The following is a 26,273-nucleotide window of genomic DNA, read 5'->3' as shown; positions in this document are numbered from 1 at the left end:
TCCGCTCATGGATGTAGGCGCAGGGTTTGGCCTGGCCTCAGCTGTCCGCACGTGTCGACGTCGTGGTCGTCGACGTAGGCGATGACGGGGTAGCCGCCGGTGGGTGGGTGGTCGGCGAGGAAGAGCACGGGTTTGCCTGATGGGGGGATCTGCAGGGCGCCCCGCACCATACCTTCGCTGGGTAGTTCGTCGGTGCGGGCCCGCTCCAGCGGGGTGCCGTCCAGGCGCAGTCCGACGCGGTTACTGTCGCTCGAGACGATGTAGGCCTGGCCTACCAGCGTGGCCCAGGCCTGGTTGGTGAACCAGTCCCGACGCGGGCCGAGACTGACCCGGACGGTGACGCTGCCGCCTTCTGGATCGGCAACCGGCGCCACGTCGACGCCAGGTGGCGGGAGGTACGGGTCCCCGATGGGAAGCACGTCGCCGCTCCTCAGCGGTGTCGCTCCAAGCCCCGACAGGACGTCGGTGGAGCGGGACCCGAGCACGAGGTCTGTCATGAGCCCGCCGCGAACTGCCAGGTAGGTGCGCAGCCCCGAGACCGGCGTCCCAAGCTGCAGTTCATACCCGGCTGGTATGGAGGTAGGTGCGTTATGCACGAAGCCCCCCACACAGCGTGCCCCCGTGGTCGCCACGACGAGGTCCTGGTTGGCGCGCAGCCGTAAGCCGCCGAAGGTCACCTCCAGGGCGGCGGCGTTCTCGGGGTTGCCGACCAAACGGTTGGCCAGCTGGTAGGAGCTGCGGTCGCACGCTCCAGAGCGACCGATGCCGAGGGCGGCCTGGCCCGGGCGGCCGAGGTCTTGCACGGTGGTGAGTGCGCCGGTAGCCAACACGGTGACCGAGCCGTTCATCGTCGGTCCTCGGCGCTGAACTGGACTCGGGTCCCGGGACGGAGCAGCGCCGCGGGTTCGCGAGACGGGTCGAACATCGCCAGCTCGGTCCGGCCGATCAGCTGCCAGCCGCCGGGTGACTCGCGCGGGTAGACACCTGTGAAGCCGCCGCCCAGGCCGACGGACCCGGCGGGCACCTTCTTGCGTGGCGATGCCCTGCGGGGCACCTCCTCCTGCCAGGCCTCTGACGTCATGTACCCGAAGCCGGGGGCGAACCCGGTGAACGCCACGGTCCATACCTGGCTGGTGTGCCGGCGTACCAGCTCGTCGCTGTCGCAGCCGAGAAGCTGAGCAGCTTCTTCCAGGTCCTGCCCGTCGTAGGTGACGGGGATGTCGACACGCTCCCCACCTTCGAGCCCGCCATCGCGCGGCGTCGTGTGTCGGACGGCGTTCTCGACGGACGACAGGCTGGTGACCGCGGGGTCGATGACGACCAGCAGGGTGCTCGCTGCCGGCACGACGTCGAGGACCCCCTGGGGCAGGTTCTCGACGAGTGCGGCGTAGAGCCCGAGTACGTGGTCCAGGTCGTCCAGCTCGATGAGCAGAGCCGTGGTGCCGCTCGGGAGGACACGCATCAGGCGACGAAGGAGGCGACGGTGACTCCGGCCGCGGCCAGCGCTGCCTTGACCGATCGGGCGATCTCGACGGCACCGGCGGTGTCGCCGTGCACGCAGATCGACCCGGCCATGACGGTCAGCGACCCGCCCTCGACGTCGTTGATCGGTTCACCGGTCGCGATGGCGACACACCGCTGGGCGATCTCCTCGGCGTCCTCGAGCACCGCCCCGGGTAGCCGCCGTGAGACCAGCGTCCCCTTCGGTGTGTAGGCCCGGTCGGCGAATGCTTCGGGCACGGTGGACAGCCCGGCCTCTTTGGCTCGACGGAGCCAGGCCGAGCCGGGGAGGCCAAGAACGGGGAGGCTCGCGTCGTAGTCCAGGATCGCGGCAACGACGGCAGCGGCCTGTTCTTCGTGGTGGACGATCGCGTTGTAGAGGGCCCCGTGCGGTTTGACGTAGGCGACGCGCGAGCCGGCCACGGCGGCGAACGCCTGCAGCGCTCCGATCTGGTAGATGACGTCCTGGGTCAAGGCGTCGGGTTCGATGTCGATGAACCGTCTGCCGAAACCGGGCAGGTCGCGGTAGCCCACCTGCGCGCCGATGACCACCCCTCGTTCGGCCGCCTGGCCGCAGACCCGGCGCATGATCGAGGCGTCGCTGGCGTGGAAGCCGCAGGCGACGTTGGCGCTCGTGACGACGTCCAGCAGCGCGTCGTCCTCACCAAGAGTCCAGTGGCCGAATCCTTCTCCGAGGTCACTGTTCAGGTCGATGGTGATCATGAGAAGAGCTTCTGTATACCGGTCAGTGAGTCGAAACCGAGATAGACGGTCAATATCCAGGCAATGACACCGACGGAAAGCAGCCAGCGGGGGTACTGGTATCCGCCCAGGAGGTCACCCCGTCGGGCAGCGATCCAGAGCAGGATGCCCAGTCCGAACGGCAGGATCAGCCCGTTGAAGGCGCCGGCGAAGATCAGCAGCTTGACCGGCGTGGTCTGAGCCACCAGCAAGACCACCGTGGAGACGAGGATGAAGCCGCATACGACCCAACGCTCCCAACGGGTCACCCACGAGCCCAACACCTTCAGGAACGACGTGGAGGTATAGGAGGCGCCGATCACCGACGTCACTGCGGCGGACCACATGATCACCCCGAACAGGATCTCTCCGCCCCTGCCCAGCGCGTGCTGGAAGGCGGAGCCGGGAGGGTTGGCCGGGTCGAGCTTCGCACCGCCGGCCACCACACCCAGGACCGCCAGGAACAGCAGCACTCGCATCACGGCGGTGATCAGCACACCAGAGATCGAGCTGCGGGCAATCTGGCCCGCGAACTCCGCTCCTTTGATCCCGTTGTCCACCAGCCGGTGGGCTCCGGCATACACGATGTACCCCCCGACGGTGCCGCCGATCAGGGTGGTGATCACCAGGAAGCTGATGGTGTCCGGGGCAACCGTCTGCCGGAGGGCCTCGCCGACCGGCGGCTGAGTCTTTACTGCGACGAAGACGGTCAGGGCAATCATCACCACGCCGAGAATGACCACCACCCGGTCCATGGCTACTCCGGCGCGGCGGATCAGGAAGATAGCGATAGCAACACACGCAGAGATGGACGCGCCCACCCGCACGTCAAGCCCGAAGATGGCGTTCAGACCGAGCGAGGTCCCGGCAAGGTTGCCGATGTTGAACACCAACCCGCCCATCACGTCAAGCGCGGCCAGCACGTAGCCGGCGCCGGGGAGCACGCTGTTGGCCAGGTCCTGGGCCCGACGTCCCGCCACCCCGATGACGCGCCAGACGTTCAGCTGGATCGCGATGTCGAACAGGATCGACACCAGGATCGCGAACGCGAAGGCGGCACCGAGCTGCGCGGTGAACGTCGTGGTCTGGGTGATGAAGCCTGGCCCGATCGCCGAAGTCGCCATGAGGAACATGGCTCCGAGGAACTTCGAGCGGCCGCTCAGCTGGGCGTCGGGAGCGGCGCCCTCGGGGAGGGCAGCTCCCGCGGCCCCGCTCGCTGACCCTCCCGGCGGCCCCCCTGGTGCCGAGGGCTGCGGTTCGGCTGGGGTGGGGGTCATCTGGGCTCCAGGAGTCGTCGGGTGCACGACCAGGGTGGGGCAGGCCGCGCTGAGCTACCGGTCGCCGATCCTACAAATCGTTGAACAATCCGACAAGAGTTATGGTGAACGTCTTACGGGCTGATCAGGTCAGGAGACGATGATGGAGGCATGGTGACACGTGTGGGGGCAGCCGAATGTGCCGACGAGCGCCCAGCTTGGCTGGGCGCACTCGCCCAGGACATGCAACGGCTCGACCACCGCAGCACCGCAGAGCGGGTGGCCGGACTCTTACGCCGATCGATTACCGAGGGGGAAATGCCGCCGCGTACGCATTTGTCTGAAGAGCAGCTCATCGCGGTGTTCCAGGTGTCTCGTAACACCCTGCGGGAGGCCTTCCGCCTTCTGACCCATGAGGGCCTGCTGACCCGGTGGCTGCATCGGGGGGTCTACGTTCGTGAGCTCACCGAAGCGGACCTGGTGGACCTCTACCGGCTGCGCCGCATCATCGAGTGCTCCATCGTGCGCGATCTGGACGACCCGGGAGACGATCTGCTGCGTCCCCTGCTCGACGATGTCAAGGCGAGTCAGGAATCGATCGAACGCGGCGACTGGGTGTCGGTCGGGACCGCCAACATGAGCTTCCACGCCCACCTCGTGGCGCTGGCCGGCAGTCCCCGAACCAACGAGGTGATCGAGACCCTGTTGGCCCAGCTGCGCTTAGCCTTCCACACCGCCGCCAGTCCGCAGCGCCTCCACGAACCCTACGTTGCCCGCAACCGCGCACTGCTCGACCTGATCACCGAGGGTGAGTACGAACAAGCCGCCGGCCAGCTGGAGGTCTACCTGCAGGACTCCCGCGCCGAGTTGGTCAACGCCATCCGAGGGCAGCGGATCCACGCCAACGGCTCACCCGGAGCCGCGCAGATGAGGACGCTGCACTCTCGCTGATTCCCCGGCTGCCAACTCCTTGACCACCCGGGATAGAAGCAGGCGACCACCGCGCAAGGGCTGTCCTGAATTTATGGGCAATCATGAAGACTCGGTCTGCCGCACGGTGGACAACTCAGAAGGCCGGACCCATGTCCAGGAATCGGATTGTTGATCCGGGTGCACTGGCGTTGGCTGCTGCCATAGCGCAGCGCACCAGCCGGGTCAGTCCGGTACCCATCGAAGGGATCGCCATGACCGCTGCCACCGGCCACTTCACCCAGCCGCCCGCTCCATTCAGCACGCTTGAGGCTGCACAGTCGACCCCGGCCGAGGCGCGCCAGCGCTACCGGAGCGGGCTTACGGCTCCCACTACCGGGTGGGCCGCCGGCTTCACGCAGGCCAACCTGGTGATCCTGCCACAGGACTGGGCCTTCGACATGCTGTTGTTTGCTCAGCGCAACCCGCAGCCGGTACCGCTGCTGGACGTCACCGAACCCGGCGCTATCAGCACGGGGCTGGCCCCGAGCGCTGACCTACGCACCGATCTGCCCCGGTACCGGGTATGGCGCAACGGTCAGCTTGTCGACGAGCCCAAGAACGTGACGAGCTTGTGGCGGGACGATCTGGTGACCTTTCTGATCGGCTGCAGCTTTAGTTTCGAGACCGCGTTGCAGCAAGCCGGTGTCCGGGTTCGCAACATCGAGCAGGGCCGCAACGTCTCGATGTTCCGAACCAATGTCGCGTGCCGTCCGGCCGGGCGGCTGTCTGGACCGCTGGTGGTGTCGATGCGTCCAATCCCTGCTACGCAAGTCGTGACGGCGGTGCAAGTGACTGCACGGATGCCTCAGGTGCACGGCGCGCCGGTGCATGTAGGAGCCCCCCAGGGCCTGGGGATCACCAATCTGTTGGCCCCGGACTATGGCGACCCGGTGGACGCGGACGAGGACGACGTTCCAGTGTTTTGGGCCTGCGGTGTCACTCCGCAGGCCGCGTTGCTGGCATCCCGCCCACCATTCGCCATCACGCACGCCCCGGGATACATGTTCATCACTGATGTCCCGGACTCGGCGTATCGCGAGCCTTGAACTCTGGACCGTGTGAACCCAGGAAGGGCGAATGACAGTGACGAAACCCCGCCCCAACACAGGTGTTTGTGCTGGTGGGGCGGGGTTTTGTTGGGGTGGAGCTGCGGGGATTCGAACCCCGGACCTTCTCATTGCGAACGAGACGCGCTACCACCTGCGCCACAGCCCCTTGGTGCCATTAGTGCGACCGAAACCATAACATCCGCGACACCTCGCTGGTGCGCAACCAGTCCTGCCCCGAGACCGGGGCAGCGCATACGCTCGCCAGTATGCCGCCCTCCGACCACCCCACCCAGACCGCGTCGAGCGTGCCCCCGCTGATGCGGGCCGCCAGCGAATGGGCCTGGCGGCTGCTGGTCGTCGCTGCTGCGCTGATCGGGTTCCTGTTCCTCCTCGGCTTCCTCTCCGAGGTCGTCATCCCGCTTGTCGTCGGAGTCTTGCTCGCCGCGCTGCTCTCGTCAGTGCACCGTCGGCTGAGCAGGCACATGCCGAGAGGCGCGGCCGCCGGGCTGACCGTCGTGGGGACGTTGATCGTCATCGCCGCCCTACTCACCCTGGTGGGCTCACAGATCAGCGGCGGGTTCGGCCAGATGTCGGCTCAGGTGAGCGACGGAATCGTCCAGATCCGCGACTGGATCCGCACCACCTTCAACATCACGGACACCCAGTTCGACCAGTACACCGACGACATCAAGCGCTTCCTGTCGAACGCCAACCTCGGGTCGTCGTTGGCCAAGGCGGGCGTGACTGCTGGGCACTTCGTGGCCGGGACCTTCATCGCGCTGTTCTCGCTCTTCTTCTTCCTCTACGACGGGCCGCGCATCTGGGCCTGGGTGGTGCAGCTGTTTCCCCGGGCGGCGCGCGACCGGGTGGACTCCTCGGGAGTCGTCGCGTGGGGCCAGCTGAGCGCATATACGCGCGCAACGGTGTTGGTGGCCGCGGTCGACGCCGTCGGCATCACAGTCGGCGCCCTCGTGCTGCGGGTGCCGTTCGCGCTCGCCATCGGCGTGCTCGTCTTCCTCCTGTCGTTCATCCCCATCGTGGGCGCCCTGCTCAGTGGGGCGGTGGCGGTGCTCATCGCTCTCGTCGCCCACGGCCCGGTCACCGCACTGGTCATGCTTGCCGTCGTCATCGGCGTCCAGCAGCTGGAGTCACACGTCCTGCAGCCGTTCATCCTCGGCCGCTCCGTTCGGGTCCACCCGGTCGGGGTCATCCTCGCGATCGCGACTGGCGCGATCCTCGCGGGGATCGTCGGCACCCTGGTCGCCGTGCCGACCCTCGCGGTGGTCAAGGCGGTCGCCCAGCACCTGTTCGCCGGCACGGCCGAGCCTGCGGAGCCGCCCGACGCACCCGACGGGCCCGAGGTCATCCCGGGGACTCAGGACACCGAGGACACCGAGGACGCCTGGAGCTGAGCCTCAGCTGCTGCTGGCGACGTTGATCAGCCACTCGACGCCGAACTTGTCGGTCAGCGAGCCGTACTCGTCACCCCACATCTGCTTCTCCAGGGGCGTCGTGACCGTGGCGCCGTCGGAGAGCTTCTCCCAGTAGCCCTTGAGCGCCTCGGCCTCGTCCCCGCTCAGGCTGACGACGAAACCGCCTTGGGGCTTGCGCTCCATGAACGACGGGGTGTCGGCGCCCATCAGGGTGAACCCGGCGTCGGTCTCGAGCTGCGCGTGCATCACCAGGGCGCCGTCGGGGCCCTCGGTGCCGAACTCGCCGAAGGTGTTGCTCATCATCACGCCGCCGAAGACGGACTGGTAGAACGTCATCGCCTCGGCGGTGTTGGTGCCGAAGCTGAGATAGGGGCACAAAGTCTGGGACATGGGAGCTCCTTTGTCGCGATCCGATGGGTCACGACAGTAGACCGCCCGACACCGACAAACTCATCGCCGAGCGTCCAGTCGACGCTCAGATGGCGGTCAGCTCCCGCTGGCGCGACGCCGCCCGTGGGCAGCCACCATGAGCTCGATCTCGTCATCCTCGACCTCGATCGGGACGGGCCGCCCGGGGTCGGTGGCGGGCCGAGCCGGACGAGGGCCTGGAGCCGGATCCTTGAGCGTGTAGGTCGGGCGGGGCACCGGGATGGGCTGCCAGCCCCCCTCGACGGCAGCTTCGCCCACACCGTCTCCGGCGATGGTCGGCGGCTGTACCGTGCGGACCGGCTCCACGTCTAGCTTCTGCAGTCGAGCGGACACCCGGTCTGCGCTGCCAGCTCGTCCAGCGCTCTCAGCGCGTTCGCGCAGTCGGCGCTCCATTGCCTGCCGTTCGCGGCGCAGGGCCTGGTCCCGGCGCGCGGAGACGCGCAGCCAGACCATCGAGGCGGTCAGCGCGGCGAGGGCGATGCCCACGCTGAGCCACTTGAGAACGTGCAGAGCGGACAGGGCGAGGGTGACCGGAACGGCGACCAGAGCGACCAGGAAGAACACCCCACGCGTGCGGCGCAGGACGATGCTGGCGCGCGACGACTGCCACAGAGGGCCGCCCGCGCCGAAAGTGGGAGCGTGAGTTGAGGCGAGGGGTTCGGTATGCGCCCAGCGGGTCGCAGGATCGGTGGCGCGGGCTCGCAGCGGCGAGCTGACCGAGGCCCGCTTGACGACGACCTCCGGGCGGGTCGCCGTAGGGGAGCCGTGAGACAGCGACGGGTCGGGCCGGGACGTCGCGAGCTGCGACATGGGAAGAGGGCTGCGCCGCTCGAGGACCCGCATCGCTTCGCTGAACTTGTCGACCGAGCGAGCGGTCGCGAGGTGCTCCCGCCGGCGGACCCAGTGCTGGATCATGTAGGCGGCCCAGATTGCGACGATGACGAGGAAGATGAGGCTGCTGGGCTGCACGGATCCGACGGTATGCCGTGGGTCCCGTGAGGCCGCGGAGCCGGTTCGGTGTGTCGCTCATGTGACCTGTGGTGTTGGTGGGAAAGCCGACGAACGCCCGCCGCGAAGGGGCCACGGCGCTTGCCAGGCCGGGTGGGCTCAGGAGGGCGCGCGGGTCCTGGTCCAGCGTTCGATGACGCGCGGTCCACGGACCTCGTCGGCCGTCAGGGCAAAGGTGCGGTGGTCGCGCCAGGCGCCGTTGCTGTGCAGGTAACGCTGGCGCAGCCCTTCGTCCCGGAACCTCAGATGGTCGACGACCTTGAGCGAGGCTGCGTTCTCCGGGCGGATGTTGACCTCGACCCGATGCAGACCCGCCGTGCCGAACGCATACTCGCAAAGCATCGCCAGCGACCGCGTCGCGACGCCGAGGCCGGCATGCTGCTGCGACACCCAGTACCCCGCCGCCCCCGAGAGGAGCGAGCCGCGCACGATACCGAACAGGTGCATCTGACCGGCGAGCTCGCCTTGGACCTCGATGACGAACGGGAGGATCCGTCCCTCGCGGGCCTCGCGGTCGAGGCCACGGACGTACTGCCGATAAGTCACCCGTGGCCCGACCCCGTCGGGTGCAGTGGGCTCCCACTGGCCGACGTGCTCGACGTTCTCCCTGCGCACGCGGTCCCAGTCGCTGCGGTCGAAGGGCCGCAGCGGACGCAGCACGACGGCTGGTTCCCCTGCGTCCCGCGACGTAAGGGTGACCGGCCACTCGTAGTCGGAGCGCCCGATCACCGGTGGTCCCCGCCCTCCATCTGGTCCACCGCATGCGACACGACGTCGCGCAGCACGTCCAAGGCGTCCTTGACCCCGCCGCGCGAGCCGGGCAGGTTCACGACGAGGGTCCGGCCGGCGACCCCGGCGAGGCCTCGGGAGAGCATCGCCGTGGGCACCCCCTTGGCAACCCCGGCGTGACGGATGGCTTCGGCGATGCCGGGCACCTCACGGTCGAGATGACGCGCGGTCATCTCCGGTGTGGCGTCCGTCGGCGAGATGCCGGTGCCGCCCGTGGTGAGCACGACCTGGGGCCGCCGAACAAGCGCCTCCCCCAGCGCCTCGGAGACGGGTTCGCCGTCGGGCACGACAATAGCGTCGTCGACCTCGAAACCCCACTCGCGCAATGCTTCCACGATCAGCGGACCTGTCGTGTCCGCATACACGCCGCTGGCCGCGCGGGTGGAGGCGCAGATCACCACCGCACGCCGCACCGCGTCGGCGGGCGGGTTCATGTCTCGCTCCAGTCGCCCGACCGGCCGCCGGACTTGGCCGTGACACGCACATCGGTGATGCGGGCGTGCCGGTCGACGGCCTTGACCATGTCGACGAGCGCCAGCGCGCTGACGGCGACGGCGGTCAGCGCCTCCATCTCGATGCCGGTCCGGTCGGCCGTGCGTACGGTCGCGACGATGTCCACCCCGGCGTCGACCACGACGAGGTCCACGACCACCGCGTGAACCGCCACCGGATGGGCCAACGGGATCAGCTCGGGGGTCCGCTTGACCGCCTGGATCCCGGCGATCCGGGCCACGGCCAGCGCGTCCCCCTTGGGTACGTCTCCTGAACGCAGCGCTCGAACGACGTTCGCAGACAACAGCACTCGACCCGCAGCTGAGGCCTCGCGAACGGTGACCTCCTTGCCGCTGACGTCGACCATGTGCGCGGACCCGTCGGCGCGCACATGCGTCAGGTGCACCGGGTCGTTCACGGGGTCACCTTGCCGGGGCCGTCGTCGAGCAGCCACATCTCGAGGTCGTCACCGGCCTCGATCCGAGTGGTCTCGGCCGGCACGATGACGAGGCAGTTCGCCCGTGCGAGGTCCGCGACGAAGTGCGAGGCCTGACCCCAGACCGGGTCGGCGAGCCAGCCGCCCTCACCGCGGGTAGCCACGGCGCGGGCTACCTGTGTGCGTCCGGGTGGGGACGAGAGCGGTCCGAGCAGACGGGCCCGGTGCACCGGGCGAAACTCCGGTTCGAGTCCCATCATGCGGCGTAGCGCCGGCCGGACGAACACCTCGAAGGACACGTAGGACGACACGGGATTGCCGGGCAGCGCGAAGACGGGTATGCGTCGGGGCCCGACCCGTCCGAAACCCTGCGGTTTGCCCGGCTGCATGGCGACCTGCACGAAGTCGACACCGTGGTCACGCAGCGACTCCTTCACCACGTCGTAAGCGCCCATGCTCACCCCGCCGCTGGTGACGATCGCGTCGACCTCGTCGGCGAGCCTGGTGACGAGAGCGAGGACCGCGTCGCCGTCGTCGTCGATGCTGAGCCGGTGCGTCGGGTTCGCGCCGCACTCCCGGACCAGCGCTTCGAGCATGTGCGAGTTCGAGTCGTGGATCTGACCTGGTAGCAACGGTTGTCCGGCCGGTACGAGCTCGGCGCCTGTGGAGACGACGGCGACCCTGGGTCGAGGACGGACGAGTGCCTCGCCGTGGCCGGTCGCCGCCAGTAGCGCGATCCGTCGGGCGTCGACGACAGCACCGGAGGCAAGCACGACCTCGTGGGCTCGCACGTCCTGTCCGGCCGGTCGGACCGAGGTTCCTGACGGCACCCCCGCTCTGACCAGGACCTTCTCGGTCCCGCCGTCGGTGTCCTCGACCTTGACGATGGCGTCGGCCCCCGGCGGCATCATCGCGCCGGTCATGATCCGGATCGCCTCGCCCGCGCCCAGCTCGCGGGCCGCAACACCCCCCGCCGCGACCTCGTCGACGACGGGCAGGGTCACCCAGGTGCTCTCGTTTGAGTCGGTCGCGGCGAGCACGTCAGCCGCGCGCACGGCATACCCGTCCATCGCTGAGTTGTCGAACGGAGGGAGGTCGACGTGCGAGCTGACGTCCTCACAGAGGACGAGGCCGAGGCAGTCGACAAGCGGCAGCCGCACCGGGTCGCCCGGCGAGACGGCCTCCAGGACGGCAGCCCGATGCTCCTCGAAGCTGCGCACGTCAGACGCGTTCCCGTGCGTCACCGATGAGCGCGCCGTCCGCGACCCGTCCGCCGTTGCTGGCGTCGACGATGACGTCGCCCGTGCAGACCACGTCGGCGCCGAACGTCACGTCGCCACGGACCCGCAGCGAGCTGGCCTCACGCATCGACGGGACACCGACCGGGAACCGCTTCTCGAAATCGGGAACCAGCTTGTAAAAGACCCCGTCGAGGTCGACGAGCGGCTCCGGGTGGTCGATGACAGAGACCACGTGCGAGTCCTCGTCGAGGTCGAAGATGTCCGACCTGACGAGCAGCAGCTCGTTCGTCGTCTTGACGGGACGGAACCGGTCACGCAGCACGTGCAGGGCGCGGGCGCCTTCGATCCGCTCGATCGCGGCACCCATCGCTGTCTCGATCTGGATCACTGCTGTAGAGGACGGGTCCGCCGGGTCGACCGTCTTGCGGTTGACGATGACCGGCAGTCCGATGCTCCCCTCGCCTCGCGCCTGAGCCTGGTCGAGCAGCCCCTGGACGGCGTGCAGGTCGACCCACAGGTTGTTGGCGTGGAACGTCGTGTGCCGGGTGTTGTCCTGGAAGAACTCGTCCTCGCCCTCGGCGACCATGGCGCTGTCCCGCAGCACCAGGCGCCCGTCGCTCTTGCGCACGGCGAGATGGCCGCCCTTGCGGTCGTTGACGGTGCGGTCGCAGACCTCGGCGAGGTAGGGCACGTCGTGCTCGGTCAGCCAGGCGGCGATACGCGGGTCGCATGTCGCACCCAGGTTGTCGGCGTTCGAGAGGAACACGTAGCGAAATCCCTTGTCGAGCAACGTTTCCAGCAGGCCCGAGCTCGCCAGGGCAGGGTAGACGTCGCCGTGTCCGGGTGGGCACCACTCGAGCTCCGGGTCCTTCGACCAGTCCACTGGCGAGAGGTCGTCGCTGCGCAGCTTCGGCTCCGCACTCTGCAGGAAGTCGAGCGGCAGCCCGTCCACCGGGAGGTCGGAATAACGCCCGAGGATCGCCAGGGACTCGTCGCGCGTGCGGAACGAGTTCATCAGCAGCAACGGCAGGTCGACCCCGTGACGACGGCGCAGGGCGAGCGTCTGCCGGGCGATGATGTCGAGGAAGGTCAGCCCCTCCTTGACGACCAGGGCCGTCTTGGGGCCGCTGATCCCCATCGAGGTCCCCAGGCCTCCGTTGAGCTTGACGGTCGCCACGCGACGTAGCGCGTTCGCCATCGCCTCCGGCGCCGGGGCGTATGCCTCGATCGACGGCACGTCGGTGAGCGGGTCGATGCTCGCCTCGGGGATCGTTCCCCCGGCCCCGGTCGCGAGAATCTGCTGCAGGGACCGGTAGTGGTCCTCGAACGCCGCGATCGACCGCCCGTGCTCGCCGTGGTCGTGCATCCGCCTCGTCGCCTCGGCCAGACCCTCAGCACTCATGCTGCCACCCTACGATGACGGACGTGGACGACGGCGCGGCGAGCACCGGGAGCGACGGGGGCACGGTGAACGCGGCGAAGTCGGCCCTACGCCGCCGGGTTCTGGCTGCCCGACGAGCGCGGGCGAAGCGTGGGGACGCGGCGGTCCGTCAGCGCGACGCAGCCGCCTTGACCTCTGCTGTGCTGGCGCTGCTTGCCGACCAGGCGGGCGGCCAGCCGTGCCGGGTCGCGGCATACCGGTCGATGGCGAGCGAGCCGCCGACCGAGCGGCTGGTCGAGGCCCTGTTGGCCGCAGGCCACGAGGTGGTCTTCCCCGTCACCCTGCCGGACCTCGACCTGGACTGGACGCTTGCGCACCGGGCGGCGGGCGTGGTCGCCGGACTGGACGTCGAGACCCTCGGCGTGGACGCGATCTCGGGGGCGGCACTCGTGGTGACCCCGGGGTTCGCGGTCGACCGGCTCGGCCACCGGTTGGGCCGCGGCGGCGGGTCCTACGACCGGGCGCTGGTCCGTCGAAGCTCCTCGGCGCTCGTGGTCACCCTGCTCTACGACGAGGAGCTGCTCGGCGCCGACGAGCGGGTGCCGATGGAAGGGCACGACGTGCTGGTCGATGCGGTCGTCACCCCCGGGCTGGGAACGGTCCGCGTCGGAGATGACCACGTCGTCGACGCCCCGGCCGAGGTTGCCGCGAACGAGCTCAGGGACGTCCAGCCGGAGCAAGGGTGAGCACGTCCACCTGCGCGGCCTCGACGGCGGCGCGGCTGAACGGCCAGGAGTAGGTCCGCCCTTCGGCCCAGGCGTCGAGCTGGTCGACATAGTGCGCCGAGTACGGGTGTCCGCTGGTTCCGGTGAGGGTCACCCAGGTCGACCTGTCGAGGTCGGACAGGTCGACGACCATCCGCATCGACGGCGCCTGGCTCACGTCGAAGGTGCCCGTCGACGCGTCCCAGCCGTTGGCGTTCACGATCGACGGCCCCCCTGGCAGGCCGACCGGGCCGCGGTTGAAGATCATCCGCACGACCGCCGGGACGTTGTCCCCGCCGAGGACCTGGTTCTTCAGGGTCAGGGTGTGCAGGTCCCCCCAGTTCCAGGTGACGGGGTCCTTGCCAAGGTGCTTGGCCAGGTCGAGCCGCGCCTGGACCAAGGCCTTGCGCAGGATCTCGTCGCGCGTCTCGACCACCCCGGGTGTGCGCTTGTCGTCCCACCACGCGTTCGTCGGGTCCTTCAGCAGGACGAGCATCGCCGCCATGTAACGGGCACCGCCGCTGGCTCGTAGGTCCGCGGGCAGCTCGTCGTTGAACGTGTACTCCACGACGCGCGCCCAGACCGCGTTGAAGTAGGCCGCGCGAACCGACGACTTGCCCTTGTCAGCCGGCTGCGTGAAGTCCCAGTCGCCGAGCAGCTGCGAGGCCTGCTGGGTGAACTCGTCCCCCGAGAGGTCGACTGCGAGCAGGCTCTGGACGAGGGTGGGGGCGAAGCCGTTGTAGGTGTCGAGCTGGATCTGGCTCATCTTCGCGGGCGAGATCTTCGGCGTCGCTGTGATGAGCTGTTCGATCCGGGAGCTGCGCCACCCGTAGTCCCAGTCGGTGGTGAGGAACGGCACGTCCGGACCGGTCGCGGCGGTCACCTCGTTGTTGGCTGTCACGATGTAGCCCTGTGGCGGGTCGTAGGTCCACGGCAGCTGGGCGAACGGGACGAAGCCCTTCCAGTCGTACTGGCTGTCCCAACCGGGAGCCGGCCAGTAGCCGGGCGGCGTGTTGGGCACCGAGGTCGATCGAACCGGGATCATTCCCGGCGCCTGGTAGCCGATGTGTCCAGCCGTGTCGGCGTAGACGAGGTTCTGGGCGGGGACGGCGAACTTCGAGGCGGCGGTGCGGAACTGGGAGAAGTTCTTCGCCGTGTTCAGCTCGAAGATCGCGTCGGCGGTGGTGCTCGGGGTCAACCCCGTCCAGGCGAGCGAGACGGCGTAGGTGTCCTGTTGGGGGACCAACCTGACCAGCGCGTTGCGCCCGACCATGCCGATCGACTCCACGACGTCAGACATGATCGGTCCGTGCACGGTGGTTCGCACCTGGAGCCGGACGTCGTTGCCGCCCGCGACCTTGATCGTCTCGGTATGCGTCTGGAGCGGCACCTGCTGCCCGTCGCGCAGGTAGGTGGAGTCGGAGACCTTCTCGAGGTAGAAGTCCGAGACGTCGGGTCCGAGGTTGGTGAACCCCCACGCGATGTCGGTGTTGTGGCCGATGACGACACCGGGGAGCCCAGCAAAGGTGAAGCCCGAGACGTTGAACGGACACGACGAGCTGACCGTGCGGCAGTGCAGCCCTGTCTGGTACCAGATCCCGGGGATGGAGGTGCCGAGGTGGGGGTCGTTGGCCAGCAACGGTTTTCCGGTCGTGGTGCGTGACCCGGCGACGACCCAGGAGTTCGAGCCGATGCCGTCGCCGCGGCCCAGCACGGCGGGGACCTGGTCGAGCGCGGACTTGAGCCCGGCATACAGGCTGGCGGTGGACACGCCGGACACGGCTGGTGGGTTGGCGGTTGGCACCGTCGACGCAGGCGGAGTCATCATCGTGGTCGGCGAGTTCGTGAGAGCGGGAGGGACCGCAGAGGCCGCCGGCAACGCCCCCGGCGACCACTCGTTGGGCGCCAGGATCGGCGGGTGCCCGGCGACGGAGTAGTCGGGGAACAGCACGGCGAGCCGGTCGGCCGACAAGGTCGTGCCGAGCCGGGCACGGGTCAGCTCGTCGTCGTAGTTGCTGCGTAGGTCCCAGGCCATTGCCTTGAGCCAGGCCAGGGAGTCGACCGCCGACCAGCGCTCGACCGTGTAGCCGGGCGCCTGCTGGGCGAGGACCGCATACTCGAGGCCCATGGCGCTCGGGCTGCTCGCCCGGGAGATGTAGTCGTTGACGCCGTCGGCGTATGCGTCGAGGTACTGCCGCGTCGACGGCGACAGCATCGGCAGCTCCTGCTCGGCGACCGAGCGCCACCCCATCGTGCGGACCACCTTGTCGGTCTCCAGGCCGCCGGACCCGACCATCTCGGAGAGGCGCCCGGCTGTCACGTGCCGGCGGAAGTCCATCTCGAAGAACCGGTCCTGCGCGGCAACGAAACCCTGGGCGCGGAACAGGTCGTCACTGGTGTCGGCATAGATCTGAGGTATGCCTTGGGCGTCCCGGACGACCTCGACGTTGGCACCGAACCCGTTCAGCTGGATCTGGCCGTTCGTCTGAGGCCAGGACTGGCGCACGACTCCGGTGAGGACGATGGCGACCGCGACCACCAGAAAGGCCACCAGGATGAGCAGACCGAGGCCGACCCGCCCCGCCACTTTCGCCTTCGTCACCCTGCGAGACTAGGTCACCCCGGGTCCACCGCCCGGGACCGACCGGCGGGACGGCATGGACGGAGGGTCGGGGTGATGCCTACGCTTCCCGGAGTCCTCACCCAGTTCACCCTCGACGACCTGACCGCTTCACTGCTCATCGGGTCCCTGGTTCTGCTCGTCTCGGTGACGGCCGTACGCCTCTCCGTCCGGTCCGGCCTGCCCTCGCTGTTGCTGTTCCTCGGGATCGGTCTGCTGCTCGGCGAGGCCGGTCTGGGGATCACGTTCGACAACGCCTCGCTGACGCAGGTCCTCGGCTACTCCGCCCTCGTCCTCATCCTCGCCGAGGGCGGGCTCGGGACGAGCTGGGGCACCATCCGCCACTCGGTCGCGCCAGCCGCCGTGCTGTCCACGCTGGGTGTCGTCGTGTCCGTCGCCGCCGTGGCCGTGGCGGCCGACCTCGTTCTCGACATCCCGTGGACCGTCGCGCTCCTCGTCGGCGCCATCCTCAGCTCCACCGACGCTGCAGCGGTGTTCTCGGTGCTGCGCACGGTGCCGCTCCCTAGGCGGCTGGCCGGGATCCTCGAGGCGGAGTCGGGGTTCAACGACGCGCCGGTCGTCATCCTCGTCGTGGCTCTGGCCGGGTCCTCCGTGGCGGGCGGGGAGACCCATCCCTGGTGGTACCTCACCCTCGAGGCAGCGGCCGAGCTCGTCGGTGGCGCGCTGGTCGGGCTTGCGCTCGGCTGGCTGGGTGGCTGGACCCTGCGACGGGTGGCCGGCACCTCGTCGGCGCTGTTCTCCATCGGGGTCGTCGCCCTCGTCGTGCTGGCGTACGCCGTGGCAGCCAGCATCCATACGTCGGGGTTCATCGCGGCTTATCTGTCGGCGCTGGTGCTCGGCAACATGGGGCTGCCACACCGGGCGGCCGTGCATGGCTTCTCCTCGGCGCTCGGCTCGATCGCCCAGATCGGCCTGTTCGTGCTGCTCGGCCTGTTGGCGTCACCCAAGGATCTTCCCGGGCAGGTCGTTCCCGCGCTCGTCATCGGGTTCGTCCTGCTGCTCGTGGCCCGACCTCTGTCGGTTGTCGCGTCGCTGGCGCCGTTCCGGTTCCAGTGGCGCGACCAGGCGTTTTTGTCGTGGGCGGGACTACGCGGTGCCGTGCCAGTCGTCCTCGCGACCATCCCTGTGACGCTGGGCACCGCCGGCGCGGAGCGGATCTTCGACGTGGTGTTCGTCCTCGTCGTCATCTTCACCCTGATCCAGGCGCCGACCCTTCCGTGGGTGGCGCGGCGGCTCAGCCTGGTCGAGTCGGTCCAGCAGGTGGAGCTCGCCGTGGAGACCACGCCGCTGGAGGCCATGGGCGCCGACGTGATCCAGGTGACGATCGGCGACGACTCGAAGCTGCACGGCGTCGAGATCTTCGAGCTGCGCCTGCCGCCGGGGGCCAACGTCACGCTGGTGGTCCGGGACGGCAAGGGTGCCGTGCCCCAGGGGCGCACCGTGCTGCGGCACGGCGACCAGCTGCTCGTCGTCACAACGGCGGACGTACGGCAACGGGCGGAAGAGCGAATCCGGGCCGTGGACCGCGACGGCCGACTCGCGGGATGGGCCTGAACTGTTGGAAGTGGTGCCATTTACACTTGACCAGCGCAGTGATCCATTCGCGACCCATTCGCCGACCCATTCGCCGACCCATTCGCCCTAGAGCGGGCCGGCGCACCACCCATGCTCACGACCCAAGGAGAACCCGTGCCGACGTACGCGTACGCCTGCACCGAGTGCGGCCACGCCTTCGACGTGGCGCAGAAGTTCACGGACGATGCGCTCACCTCCTGCCCCGAGTGCCGCGGGCGGCTGCGCAAGGTCTACGGCTCGATCGGGGTCTCGTTCAAGGGGTCGGGCTTCTACCGCAACGACTCCCGGGCTTCCACCTCTGATGGCAACGGTTCAGACTCGAAGGCTTCCGAATCCAAGGGTTCCGACTCGCAGGGCTCCGAATCCAAGGGTTCCGACTCGAAGGGCTCCGACTCCAAGGGCTCCGACTCGAAGGGCTCCGACTCGAAGGGCTCCGAATCCAAAGGTTCCGGTACGAAGGGGTCCGGTACGAAGGGGTCCGGCACTGCGGCGTCGACCCCGTCGACGTCCGGCTCCTCGGCGTCGTCGGCCTCCACCGCGTCGTAGTCCACACCCCCCGACCGCCTCGTCCCACGATCCACAGGCGGCTGGCGAGGCATACCGGTGCACGGACGGCGCGCATAGTGTCGGCGCCATGACCACCTCCCCCACCACCGTCACCGAGTCGGGTCCGCGCGCCGAGATCGGTGTCATCGGCGGATCCGGCTTCTACGAGTTCCTGCAGGACGCGACCCGGGTGCAGGTGACGACGCCGTTCGGGGACCCGAGCGACGACGTCGTCATCGGTGACCTCGACGGGCGCAGCGTGGCGTTCATCGCCCGGCACGGACAGGGTCACCGGTTCCCGCCCCACCTGGTGCCCTACCGCGCGAACCTCTGGGCACTGCGTTCGGTCGGTGTCCGCCAGGTGCTCGCCCCCTGCGCGGTCGGTTCGCTGAGGCGCGAGCTGGGGCCAGGCGCCGTCGTCGTCCCGGACCAGGTGGTGGACCGCACCTGGGGCCGGGCTCACTCGGTCTACGACGCCCTCGGCCCGGTCGTCCACGTGGGTTTCGCCGACCCTTACTGCCCCCGTGGCCGCGAGGCAGCGCTGGGTGCGGCTCGATCGACAGGGGTCGACGCGCACGGCTCCGGCACGCTGGTAGTCATCAACGGGCCTCGCTTCTCCACCCGCGCGGAGAGCATCTGGCACCAGGAGGCGGGATGGAGCGTCGTCGGCATGACCGGTATGCCGGAGGCCTCCCTCGCGCGTGAGCTCGCGATGTGCTTCACCACCATCGCGCTCGTGACCGACCACGACGCAGGGGTCGAGGGTGAGACGGGAGTGAGTCACGAGGAGGTGCTGCAGGTCTTCGCCCAGAACATCGAACGACTCAAGGGCGTGCTGGTCGACGCGATTGCCGCCCTCCCGGCCGCCGAGTCCGACGACGAGGCCACCTGCGCATGCCGGCGCAGCCTGGACGGGCTGACGTTGCCCCTCGTGCTACCCACCTGACGCGGTGCGCTCCCTGCTCCCGCGACGCGGCCCGCGGGCACCGGTCTCCCGACACCGGCTCTGGCGCCGCGCCCTGCTGATGCGCCTGGTCAGCGCGACGCTGGCCGGGCTCGCTGTCTGGTTCGTGGTCGCGCCACTCCTCCCACGGTCCGCCGAGGTGGGGGTCGAGATCGTGGTCACCACTCGCGACCTGCCCATCGGTGCCACCCTGGCACCGGGTGACGTGACGGTCGAGCTGCGGCCGCCTGGTCACGTACCCACCGGTGCCGTCCACCGTTCCTCGGACGCCGTCGGCCACGTGACGTCCGGTCCCGTCCTCGGCGGTGAGCTCCTCACGACCGCACGGTTCCGCGGCCCCGCCCAGCTGGGCGCCCTACCCGCGGGACTCCTGGCCGTCAGCGTGCCCGTCGTCGATACCGGACTGATGCGCGACCTCCGGCCTTCCGACGTGGTGACCCTGTTCGCCCCGGGTTCCGGAGAGACGGTGGCGGAGCTGGCCACGGTGCTGTCTGTCACCGGGGACGGCACCGGCACGGACGGGACGGACGGTGCTGGACTACTCGGCGGCTCGAGCACTAACGCGCCACGTCTTGTCGTCGCGCTCAGCGCGCAAGAGGCACGGTCGGTCGCTATCGCGCTGGGAGCCGCGGGGGCAGGAGCCGGGACGACGTCGGGCTTTGTCCTCGGCCTGCGGCCCTGAACCGAGGGAGGCAGCAGTTGCGCACCTGACGGACCATTGGGTGAACCTAGCGGATCGGTTCGCTAGCCTCGACTCACCAGGCACCGGCCAGCTGGCACCTCGACCCGACAAAGGACAGCAATGCTTAAAGGCTTCAAGGACTTCATCATGAGGGGCAACGTGATCGACCTCGCGGTCGCCGTTGTCATCGGCGCAGCCTTCACCGGCATCATCAATGCGATCGTAGAGAACATCATCTCTCCACTGATCGCGGCGATCGCCGGCTCACCCAATATCAGCGGAGTCGGCCACTTCACGATCAACAACGCCGAGTTCTCGATCGGCGCCGTCCTCCAGGCAATCCTCGACTTCGTCCTGATTGCCGCGGCCGTCTACTTTGTCATCATCGTCCCGATGAACCGTCTCCTGGCGATGCGCAAGCAGGGTGAGGAAGAAGCACCCGAGTCACCGAGCGAGGAGGTCTTGCTGTTGACCCAGATCCGCGACCTGCTGGGCGGTGCGGACACCACTGTCGTCGGCCCTCCCGGAGACGGCGCACCGGTAGCCCCGCAGAGGCCTCGCGCCTGAGCCGGTGTTCGACCACCTCGGAATCCAGGCCGCCGACGTAGACGCGGCGGTGGCCTTCTACCTCGACGTGTTCGCGCCGCTGGGCTTCGTCGAGGCCCAGCGCCACCCGGTCGGCGAGTCCTCGGTCGTCGGCATCGCCGACGCCGGAGGGTTCCCGGCGTTCTGGGTTGGGCCGAGCAACGGGCCGGAGACGCGAGAGATCCACGTCGCGTTCACGGCTCCCGACCGAGCGGCCGTCGACGCCGTCCACCAGGCGGCGCTCGACCGGGGCGTCGAGGTGCTGCACGCTCCGAGGATCTTCCCGGAGTACCACCCGGGCTACTACGCCGTGTTCCTGCGCGATCTGGACGGCCACAACGTCGAGGCCGTGCACCATACCTTCGCGTCCCGGCGTCCTGATCGGCGCTCCCGAGACTGACCGCAGAGGCCGGTGGCGTCGGGGCCCGGCCAGCCGCCAGCTACTCCCAGTGGGGCGGCCGCTGGTCGTTAAGCCAGCGTTCGTGAGCGTTTTCGTCGACGCGTTCGCCCCACCCGGAGTCGGTATCGTCCGAGGTCTGCGCCACCGGTTCGGCTGATCCGGGCCGTATGACACGCCGCGACGTGGTCGTGGGCCGTTCGTCGATGTCACTCTCCACACCCCCGGCAGGCGTACCGGCCGTTGTGCTCTCGTCAGGCAGACCGGCTGCTGCTGGACTACCCAGGGTTCTCGTGGCCGCGACCACGCGGGCTACCTCCCGTGCAGGGTCGCGGTAGAGGTCGGTGCTCCAGACCCGCACGTGACGCCATCCCCGGCGCCGTAGCTCCTGCGCCCACAGCCGGTCGCGCTCGCGCGTCCCCAGCCCCGCGGCATACCCGGGCCGGTCGCCTTCGACGGCAACCAGCCAACGACACTCGTCGTGGGGGTCGGCGACGGCGAGGTCGATCGTGCGGGGGCCGATCCCGAGGCCCTCGGCGACCACCAGTCCTTCGCGGCGCAACCGGTCGGCCAGGTCGGCCAGCAACGGGTCGCCAGAGGAAAGCTCATTGTCGCCCGTCTCTGCGCCGGCAGCGCCCTCGTCGTCCCTGGCGGCAAACCGCAGAGCCTCTCGAAGCACGGTGGCAGCATCACTCAGTCGCTCCGGATCAAGGTCGTCGGCAGTGAAGGACGAGACCACGGTCACGTGGGCGCGAGCAGCAGCCAGAGCGGCAGTCAGACTGGCGCGCGCACCGGCTGTCGACAGCTCCGGGAACCGGTAGAGAACCCGACCGTGTCGGGTCCGTCCGTAGCCCACGGACAGGATGACCCGGTCCCGCGAGCGCCCGGCGAGGTCAGCCATCGCGATGACGAGCACCGGTTCGGGACGGGCGGGGTCGAGGAAACCCCGCAGGTCCTCGTCCCCATGCTCACGCTGGGTTCGCAGTGCGACTGCGAGGCGCTCGGCGTGGCGTCGAGTGACCGTGACCACCGCGAGCGTCTGCTCCGGATGGGCACGCGCGTGATCGAGCACGAGGGCGACGACTCGTTCCACCTCGGCATCCGTCGAGTCGATCGTCGTGTCCTCACCGGGCTCGAGGTCTGCTCGCCCGTCGACGGTGTCGAGGGTGACCGGCGACGCCGGGTCCGGCGACGGCACACCGATGAGGGCACCGATGAGGGCACCGACGAGGGCTCCGGCCGGCGCGGCACGGTTCGTCAGAGCGAGCAGTCGCTCGTCAGCGAGCCCATGCGCCCAGGTCAGCCGGCGGACGGGCAACACCGAGGAGGCGTCCGCGAGGAACGACGACGCAGGCAAAGGGGTTGTCGCCGCCTCGTCGGACCAGGTCACCGGCCCGGTGGCGAAGCTGGTGGGCCCGGCGCCCTCGGGGTCCCCGACGACAACGACCTGACGTCCGCGAGACAGGGCGCTCACCACCATGGCTGTCGACACCCGGTCGGCTCCCAGGACCACCACGACGTCGAAGCGCTCACCCGGCGGCAGCACCTCCGCGACGACGAGTGGGCTCATCGCCCAGCACGGCGCACAGGCGACCAGCAGCTCACCGGCCGAGTCCACGATCGAGCGGACCTGTGCCGGACGGTCCCGTCGGGAGGCCTCAGCACGGACCAGAGCGGCCTGGGCACGGTGCGCATCCAGAGCCTCTCCGCGCCATGACCCGACCTCCTGCCTCACCCGGAATGCGTTGGCGCGCAGATGCTCTCGGTCAGCTCGCACGAAGTCAGCCAGGCTGCGACGCAGCCCCGCACCGTCGTGTTGTCCGTAGCGGGGGTCGGAGTCGGCCACCTGCCGCTCGATCGAGACCCACCAGATGTGCTCCAGCTCCGGGCCCACCTCGTCGGCATCCACGCCACGCGCCGCGAAGTCGTCCAGAACCTCACCCATGCCTGCGGCCCGCAGCTCGTCGAGGACGGGGACTACCTGGGGGAGGACGGCCAACCGCTCGGGCCGGTCGGCCAGCGATCGGAGTCGCGCTCGAAGCTCTCGCACCGGTATGCCGTGCAGGTCACCTCCTGCGGCCGTCGGGGCGAGGCGCTCGCCGAGCCAGGTCAGATCGGCGTCGAGTGCGTCGTAGGTCGACTGGGCCTCGTCGAGCTGGGGTGAGATCTCAGGTCGCCCACCTGCGCCGACGAGGTCGTGCCACGCCTTGCGTTGGCCCCGGGCACGCAGCAGCTCCGCGTGCAGATCTTCGGGGGGTCGACCCGGACGGAGCAGCCTGGCCGCCAACCGGCGGACGCGGATCCGGTTGGCCGCCCCGAGGTCGCTGGGGTGGTTCTTGCGGTACTCCCGCGACCCGGTCGCGGCGACGTGCTCGTCGAGCGGCACGTCGAAGATCTCCGGCCGGAACACCTCGAGGGTGTCGCGGACGCCAGTCATCGTGGCCAAGGTGGAGTCCCAGCCGGAGACCGTCGTGGCCGGCGGGAGCGACGACTCGCTCAGGATCCGGTCCAGGGTCTCCGCGGCCGCGTCGAACCCACCACTCCCCAGTCGGCTGACGATCTCGCCGGCGCGTTCGGCCTCTGCTTCGGTGCCGATCCGCGCGCCGTACCAGGGGTCGCCACCCTCGGTGTCGGACCACGCCCCTACGGCGACCGCGTCGCTCAGCTGGGACGAGAGCTGGTCAAGCCGCTCTCGCGACAGTCGTTCGAGTGCGGCCCCGCGGATGCGGACGCGCGAGGAGGGTGCGGGCGACCTCGAGCCCAGCACGGTGATCGCGCTCTGCGCCTCGTGGACGGTGACCCCCCACGGCGGGCGGGTCCGGTGCAACGCCTCCAGCCGGTCGCGCAGGACGTCACGGTGCCTCCGCAGGCGCACCGTGACCGGGCCGCTCGCGTCGACCCCCCGGCCCTTTTGCTCATCGCGGTCGTGGTCGCTGTTGTCGTCGTCACCGTCGTCACCGGCGTCACCATCGTGATCGTCGTGATCGTCGTGATCGCCGTGCTCAGCCTCGATGTCGCCAGGCTCGAGCAGGCCGGCCAACCGCTCGGCCGTCCCACGGTGGTCGAACGACATGTCGTCGAGGCCGAGCACCAGCCCACCGAGACCCACGGACGACAACGCACGCTGCACCGCTTCGATCTCGCTCCGCTCCTGGGCCACCAGCAGGACGGACCTGCGGCTGCCGGCGCATGTCGCGACGATGTTGGCAACGGTCTGGCTGGCGCCGGTGCCGGGTGGCGCTTCGACGACCAGGTCGCGTCTGCGCAGGACGAGGTCCAGCGCCTCGCTCTGCGCCGCGTCTGAGTCGAGGACCATCCGCTCCGAACCGGGGTCGGGGTCGGGGTCGACATCACCTCGCACCTGCGCGCTGTCTGGCTCGATGTCCGACCCGCGGTCCAGCCCTCTGTCCGACTCCACCGCGCGTTCGGCGAGCGCCGCGACCACCTCGTGGCTGCCGAGTCGCTCCTCTTGCCCGGCCAGGTCGGAGACCATGTGCAGCTTGGAGTAGGGGAACGTGCTCACGACCAGGCGCGGTGTCACGGTGAACCCCGGCACCGCCGCGCAGAGCCGGGCCAGCGCCGCATATACGGGGTATGGGTCGAAACCATTGGTGAGCAAGGCCATTTCGGCGAGAGCTCGCGCCTCGAGGTCGATCCCGTGGGCAGCCCGGAGATATTCTTCGAGCACGGGGTTGAGCTCCACCTCGACGCCGAGGTCGACGTCGAAGTCGCTGCTTGCCGCATCGGTCGGCCGCAGGTGACAGGACCTCAGCAGCACCGGCGCCTGCGGAACGAGGCCCGCCCCCCGGTGGTCCCAGGTCGCCATCCCGACGGCGAGGAACCCGACGGAGAGACCCCGCAGGGCCGACACCTCCAGCGAGCGGTCGCGGATCTCGGTGGCCCGCCGGCGGGCGTCCGCGAAGGCTGCGCGCTCGCGCACGAGGTCGGACAGGCGTACCGGCCGTCCGGCGAGAACCATCGAGACTCCGCTCGGGTGCGCGGTGGTCAGGTCGAGCGAGCCGGTGCGCTGGTCGGCATACCAGAGCAGCGTGTTGGGTCCGCCCACCGATGACAGCTCGCGCCGCCAGGTCGCGACGGCCGAGAGGACCGCCTCCACACGTCCGGTGGGCTGCGGGGTCTCGCTCTCGAAGGGGGCGGGGCTCACCCTGGCAGGCTAACCAACCCGGGTATGAGTCTCAGGCCTGACGGTCCGGGAGCGCGAGCCGGAAGACCTTCCCCCACGTCGAGCCCACCTGCTTCCACAGGGGCCCCGTCGTGTAGGGCAGGCCATAGCGCTGGCAGATCTCACGGACCTGGACAGCGACCTCGGCGTACCGGTTCGACGGCAGGTCGGGGAACAGGTGGTGCTCGATCTGATGCGAGAGGTTGCCGGTCATCAGGTGCATGGCCTTGCTGCCCGAGATGTTGGCCGAGCCCATCATCTGGCGCACGTACCAGTCGCCGCGGGTCTCACCCTCGATCATCTCCTCGGTGAACGTGTCCGTCCCGTCCGGAAAATGACCGCAGAAGATGACGGCGTGCGCCCACACGTTGCGAATCGCGTTGGCGGTCAACGTGCCGAGCAGCGCGGGGACGAACGAGCCCGTCAGCGCCGCCACGGCCGGGGTTGCCACGTAGTCCTTCGCGAACTGCGTCACGACCTTGCGACCCATGGCCTTGAGGTCACGGCGCAGGTCGGTCTTGCTCTTCTTGCCTTCGAGCACGTCCTGCAGCTCGAGGTCGTAAACCGCGATGCCCCACTCGAAGACGGGCGCGAGCATCGCGTTGTAGAGCGGGTTCCCGAGGTTCCAGGGCTGCCATTCCTGCTTGGGGTCCATCCGCAGGATGTTGTAACCCACGTCGCGGTCCTTGCCGATGACGTTGGTCCACGTGTGGTGCAGGTCGTTGTGGGTGTGCTGCCACGAGGCGGCCGGTGTGACGAAGTCCCACTCCCACGTCGTCGAGTGGATGTCGGGGTCACGCATCCAGTCCCACTGACCGTGCAGGACGTTGTGGCCGATCTCCATGTTCTCCAGGATCTTGGCGACGGACAGCATGGCGACTCCGGCCACCCACGCCGGTGGCAGCGAGGCGAAGACGAGGCACGCGCGGCCACCGAGCTCGAGGCTGCGCTGGGCGCGGATGACGCGGCGGATGTATGCGGCGTCGCTGGCTCCGCGGTCGGCGATGATGGCGTCGCGGATCGCGTCCAGCTCGCGGCCGAGCTGGGCCACGTCGGCATCGGTGAGATGCGCAGCTGCCGGAGGCCGTTGGGCGGGGTGACCCACCTCGGCGAGGATCGGTCGACGGCGTGGGGCCTGCTTCTCGGTCGTCCTCGTGCTGGGCCTGCTGGTGGGAGTGGGGGCGAGCTTGGCGAGTGGCATGGTCATGG

24 protein-coding genes and 1 tRNA gene are annotated in these 26,273 nt (G+C 69.2%); 10 read left to right on the top strand and 15 right to left on the bottom strand.

Annotation, left to right across the window (positions count from 1 at the left end; genetic code table 11):
* Positions 1–5 precede the first annotated feature (5 nt).
* The 4 genes from ABI385_RS02275 to ABI385_RS02260 are packed head-to-tail and all read right to left on the bottom strand — an operon-like array spanning position 6 to position 3,518.
* Positions 6–848 (bottom strand): biotin-dependent carboxyltransferase family protein, encoded by an 843-nt coding sequence (locus tag ABI385_RS02275; protein WP_348102108.1) that lies wholly within the window; start codon positions 846–848, stop codon positions 6–8.
* Positions 845–1,462, bottom strand: coding sequence for an allophanate hydrolase subunit 1 (locus ABI385_RS02270; protein WP_348102107.1), 618 nt, complete (start codon positions 1,460–1,462; stop codon positions 845–847). The genes ABI385_RS02275 and ABI385_RS02270 overlap by 4 nt, the downstream gene beginning before the upstream one ends.
* Complete coding sequence (locus tag ABI385_RS02265) at positions 1,462–2,223, bottom strand: 5-oxoprolinase subunit PxpA (RefSeq protein ID WP_348102106.1); 762 nt, start codon at positions 2,221–2,223, stop codon at positions 1,462–1,464. Before ABI385_RS02265 ends, ABI385_RS02270 begins: the two co-directional genes overlap by 1 nt.
* The gene (locus ABI385_RS02260) at positions 2,220–3,518 is read right to left on the bottom strand and encodes an NRAMP family divalent metal transporter (protein ID WP_348102105.1); all 1,299 of its coding nucleotides are present in this window, start codon (positions 3,516–3,518) and stop codon (positions 2,220–2,222) included. The genes ABI385_RS02265 and ABI385_RS02260 overlap by 4 nt, the downstream gene beginning before the upstream one ends.
* A gap of 150 nt (positions 3,519–3,668) precedes the next feature.
* Between ABI385_RS02260 and ABI385_RS02255 the strand changes: the two genes are divergently transcribed.
* Positions 3,669–4,448, top strand: coding sequence for a GntR family transcriptional regulator (locus ABI385_RS02255; protein WP_348102104.1), 780 nt, complete (start codon positions 3,669–3,671; stop codon positions 4,446–4,448).
* 233 nt (positions 4,449–4,681) lie between these two features.
* Positions 4,682–5,515, top strand: a complete 834-nt coding sequence (locus ABI385_RS02250; protein WP_348102103.1) for a putative hydro-lyase — start codon at positions 4,682–4,684, stop codon at positions 5,513–5,515.
* Between the two features lie 96 nt (positions 5,516–5,611).
* Here ABI385_RS02250 and ABI385_RS02245 read toward each other — a convergent pair.
* Positions 5,612–5,684: transfer RNA gene (locus tag ABI385_RS02245), tRNA-Ala, on the bottom strand.
* Between the two features lie 100 nt (positions 5,685–5,784).
* Here ABI385_RS02245 and ABI385_RS02240 point away from each other — a divergent pair.
* A complete protein-coding gene (locus tag ABI385_RS02240) occupies positions 5,785–6,930 on the top strand; it encodes an AI-2E family transporter (RefSeq protein WP_348102102.1) in 1,146 nt (381 codons plus the stop codon).
* Positions 6,931–6,933: 3 nt separating this feature from the next.
* Here ABI385_RS02240 and ABI385_RS02235 read toward each other — a convergent pair whose 3' ends face one another.
* From ABI385_RS02235 to ABI385_RS02205, 7 genes are all read right to left on the bottom strand, one after another.
* A complete protein-coding gene (locus ABI385_RS02235; RefSeq protein WP_348102101.1) occupies positions 6,934–7,341 on the bottom strand; it encodes a VOC family protein in 408 nt (135 codons plus the stop codon).
* 96 nt (positions 7,342–7,437) lie between these two features.
* Entirely contained in the window at positions 7,438–8,349 is a 912-nt protein-coding gene (locus tag ABI385_RS02230; RefSeq protein WP_348102100.1) for a hypothetical protein, read from the bottom strand.
* Between the two features lie 138 nt (positions 8,350–8,487).
* Positions 8,488–9,117 carry a GNAT family protein gene (locus ABI385_RS02225; RefSeq protein ID WP_348102099.1) on the bottom strand — a complete coding sequence of 210 codons (630 nt, stop codon included), beginning with the start codon at positions 9,115–9,117 and terminating at the stop codon, positions 8,488–8,490.
* The gene (locus tag ABI385_RS02220; protein ID WP_348102098.1) at positions 9,114–9,611 is read right to left on the bottom strand and encodes a MogA/MoaB family molybdenum cofactor biosynthesis protein; all 498 of its coding nucleotides are present in this window, start codon (positions 9,609–9,611) and stop codon (positions 9,114–9,116) included. Before ABI385_RS02220 ends, ABI385_RS02225 begins: the two co-directional genes overlap by 4 nt.
* Entirely contained in the window at positions 9,608–10,036 is a 429-nt protein-coding gene (gene moaC / locus ABI385_RS02215; protein ID WP_407068214.1) for a cyclic pyranopterin monophosphate synthase MoaC, read from the bottom strand. The genes ABI385_RS02220 and moaC overlap by 4 nt, the downstream gene beginning before the upstream one ends.
* A gap of 47 nt (positions 10,037–10,083) precedes the next feature.
* Positions 10,084–11,325 (bottom strand): gephyrin-like molybdotransferase Glp, encoded by a 1,242-nt coding sequence (gene glp, locus ABI385_RS02210; protein WP_348102096.1) that lies wholly within the window; start codon positions 11,323–11,325, stop codon positions 10,084–10,086.
* Position 11,326: 1 nt separating this feature from the next.
* Complete coding sequence (locus ABI385_RS02205; RefSeq protein WP_348102095.1) at positions 11,327–12,748, bottom strand: UTP--glucose-1-phosphate uridylyltransferase; 1,422 nt, start codon at positions 12,746–12,748, stop codon at positions 11,327–11,329.
* A gap of 23 nt (positions 12,749–12,771) precedes the next feature.
* Between ABI385_RS02205 and ABI385_RS02200 the strand changes: the two genes are divergently transcribed.
* Complete coding sequence (locus ABI385_RS02200) at positions 12,772–13,473, top strand: 5-formyltetrahydrofolate cyclo-ligase (protein WP_348102094.1); 702 nt, start codon at positions 12,772–12,774, stop codon at positions 13,471–13,473.
* Here ABI385_RS02200 and ABI385_RS02195 read toward each other — a convergent pair.
* Complete coding sequence (locus ABI385_RS02195; RefSeq protein WP_348102093.1) at positions 13,445–16,093, bottom strand: penicillin acylase family protein; 2,649 nt, start codon at positions 16,091–16,093, stop codon at positions 13,445–13,447. The genes ABI385_RS02200 and ABI385_RS02195 overlap by 29 nt on opposite strands.
* Positions 16,094–16,168: 75 nt before the next feature.
* Here ABI385_RS02195 and ABI385_RS02190 point away from each other — a divergent pair, with 75 nt between their 5' ends.
* The 6 genes from ABI385_RS02190 to ABI385_RS02165 all read left to right on the top strand — a co-directional run bounded on the left by ABI385_RS02190 (position 16,169) and on the right by ABI385_RS02165 (position 20,884).
* Positions 16,169–17,686 (top strand): potassium/proton antiporter, encoded by a 1,518-nt coding sequence (locus ABI385_RS02190; RefSeq protein ID WP_348102092.1) that lies wholly within the window; start codon positions 16,169–16,171, stop codon positions 17,684–17,686.
* Positions 17,687–17,821: 135 nt separating this feature from the next.
* Positions 17,822–18,253 carry an FmdB family zinc ribbon protein gene (locus ABI385_RS02185; protein ID WP_348102091.1) on the top strand — a complete coding sequence of 144 codons (432 nt, stop codon included), beginning with the start codon at positions 17,822–17,824 and terminating at the stop codon, positions 18,251–18,253.
* Positions 18,254–18,341: 88 nt separating this feature from the next.
* The gene (locus ABI385_RS02180) at positions 18,342–19,199 is read left to right on the top strand and encodes an S-methyl-5'-thioadenosine phosphorylase (protein WP_348102090.1); all 858 of its coding nucleotides are present in this window, start codon (positions 18,342–18,344) and stop codon (positions 19,197–19,199) included.
* 4 nt (positions 19,200–19,203) lie between these two features.
* On the top strand, positions 19,204–19,899 hold the full coding sequence (locus ABI385_RS02175) for an SAF domain-containing protein (RefSeq protein ID WP_348102089.1): 696 nt from the start codon (positions 19,204–19,206) through the stop codon (positions 19,897–19,899).
* Between the two features lie 120 nt (positions 19,900–20,019).
* Positions 20,020–20,466, top strand: coding sequence for a large conductance mechanosensitive channel protein MscL (gene mscL / locus ABI385_RS02170; RefSeq protein WP_348102088.1), 447 nt, complete (start codon positions 20,020–20,022; stop codon positions 20,464–20,466).
* A 4-nt stretch (positions 20,467–20,470) separates the two neighbouring features.
* Positions 20,471–20,884, top strand: coding sequence for a VOC family protein (locus tag ABI385_RS02165; RefSeq protein ID WP_348102087.1), 414 nt, complete (start codon positions 20,471–20,473; stop codon positions 20,882–20,884).
* A gap of 40 nt (positions 20,885–20,924) precedes the next feature.
* Here ABI385_RS02165 and ABI385_RS02160 read toward each other — a convergent pair whose 3' ends face one another.
* The gene (locus tag ABI385_RS02160) at positions 20,925–25,046 is read right to left on the bottom strand and encodes a DNA helicase (RefSeq protein ID WP_348102086.1); all 4,122 of its coding nucleotides are present in this window, start codon (positions 25,044–25,046) and stop codon (positions 20,925–20,927) included.
* 31 nt (positions 25,047–25,077) lie between these two features.
* Entirely contained in the window at positions 25,078–26,271 is a 1,194-nt protein-coding gene (locus ABI385_RS02155) for an acyl-CoA desaturase (protein ID WP_348102085.1), read from the bottom strand.
* Positions 26,272–26,273: the final 2 nt, after the last annotated feature.

Source organism: Lapillicoccus sp., from assembly GCF_039935575.1.
GTDB lineage: Bacteria > Actinomycetota > Actinomycetes > Actinomycetales > Dermatophilaceae > Lapillicoccus.
The sequence above is the reverse complement of the archived record's forward strand: the minus strand, read 5'-3'. Positions and strand labels throughout refer to the sequence as shown.

What these genes read in the sequence shown, in the direction of transcription:
- ABI385_RS02275 (WP_348102108.1), bottom strand. Translation starts at nt 848, where the DNA reads ATGAACGGCTCGGTCACCGTGTTGGCTACCGGCGCACTCACCACCGTG.
- ABI385_RS02270 (WP_348102107.1), bottom strand. Translation starts at nt 1,462, where the DNA reads ATGCGTGTCCTCCCGAGCGGCACCACGGCTCTGCTCATCGAGCTGGAC.
- ABI385_RS02265 (WP_348102106.1), bottom strand. Translation starts at nt 2,223, where the DNA reads ATGATCACCATCGACCTGAACAGTGACCTCGGAGAAGGATTCGGCCAC.
- ABI385_RS02260 (WP_348102105.1), bottom strand. Translation starts at nt 3,518, where the DNA reads ATGACCCCCACCCCAGCCGAACCGCAGCCCTCGGCACCAGGGGGGCCG.
- ABI385_RS02255 (WP_348102104.1), top strand. Translation starts at nt 3,669, where the DNA reads ATGGTGACACGTGTGGGGGCAGCCGAATGTGCCGACGAGCGCCCAGCT.
- ABI385_RS02250 (WP_348102103.1), top strand. Translation starts at nt 4,682, where the DNA reads ATGACCGCTGCCACCGGCCACTTCACCCAGCCGCCCGCTCCATTCAGC.
- ABI385_RS02240 (WP_348102102.1), top strand. Translation starts at nt 5,785, where the DNA reads ATGCCGCCCTCCGACCACCCCACCCAGACCGCGTCGAGCGTGCCCCCG.
- ABI385_RS02235 (WP_348102101.1), bottom strand. Translation starts at nt 7,341, where the DNA reads ATGTCCCAGACTTTGTGCCCCTATCTCAGCTTCGGCACCAACACCGCC.
- ABI385_RS02220 (WP_348102098.1), bottom strand. Translation starts at nt 9,611, where the DNA reads ATGAACCCGCCCGCCGACGCGGTGCGGCGTGCGGTGGTGATCTGCGCC.
- moaC (WP_407068214.1), bottom strand. Translation starts at nt 10,036, where the DNA reads ATGGTCGACGTCAGCGGCAAGGAGGTCACCGTTCGCGAGGCCTCAGCT.
- ABI385_RS02205 (WP_348102095.1), bottom strand. Translation starts at nt 12,748, where the DNA reads ATGAGTGCTGAGGGTCTGGCCGAGGCGACGAGGCGGATGCACGACCAC.
- ABI385_RS02190 (WP_348102092.1), top strand. Translation starts at nt 16,169, where the DNA reads ATGCCTACGCTTCCCGGAGTCCTCACCCAGTTCACCCTCGACGACCTG.
- ABI385_RS02180 (WP_348102090.1), top strand. Translation starts at nt 18,342, where the DNA reads ATGACCACCTCCCCCACCACCGTCACCGAGTCGGGTCCGCGCGCCGAG.
- mscL (WP_348102088.1), top strand. Translation starts at nt 20,020, where the DNA reads ATGCTTAAAGGCTTCAAGGACTTCATCATGAGGGGCAACGTGATCGAC.
- ABI385_RS02155 (WP_348102085.1), bottom strand. Translation starts at nt 26,271, where the DNA reads ATGACCATGCCACTCGCCAAGCTCGCCCCCACTCCCACCAGCAGGCCC.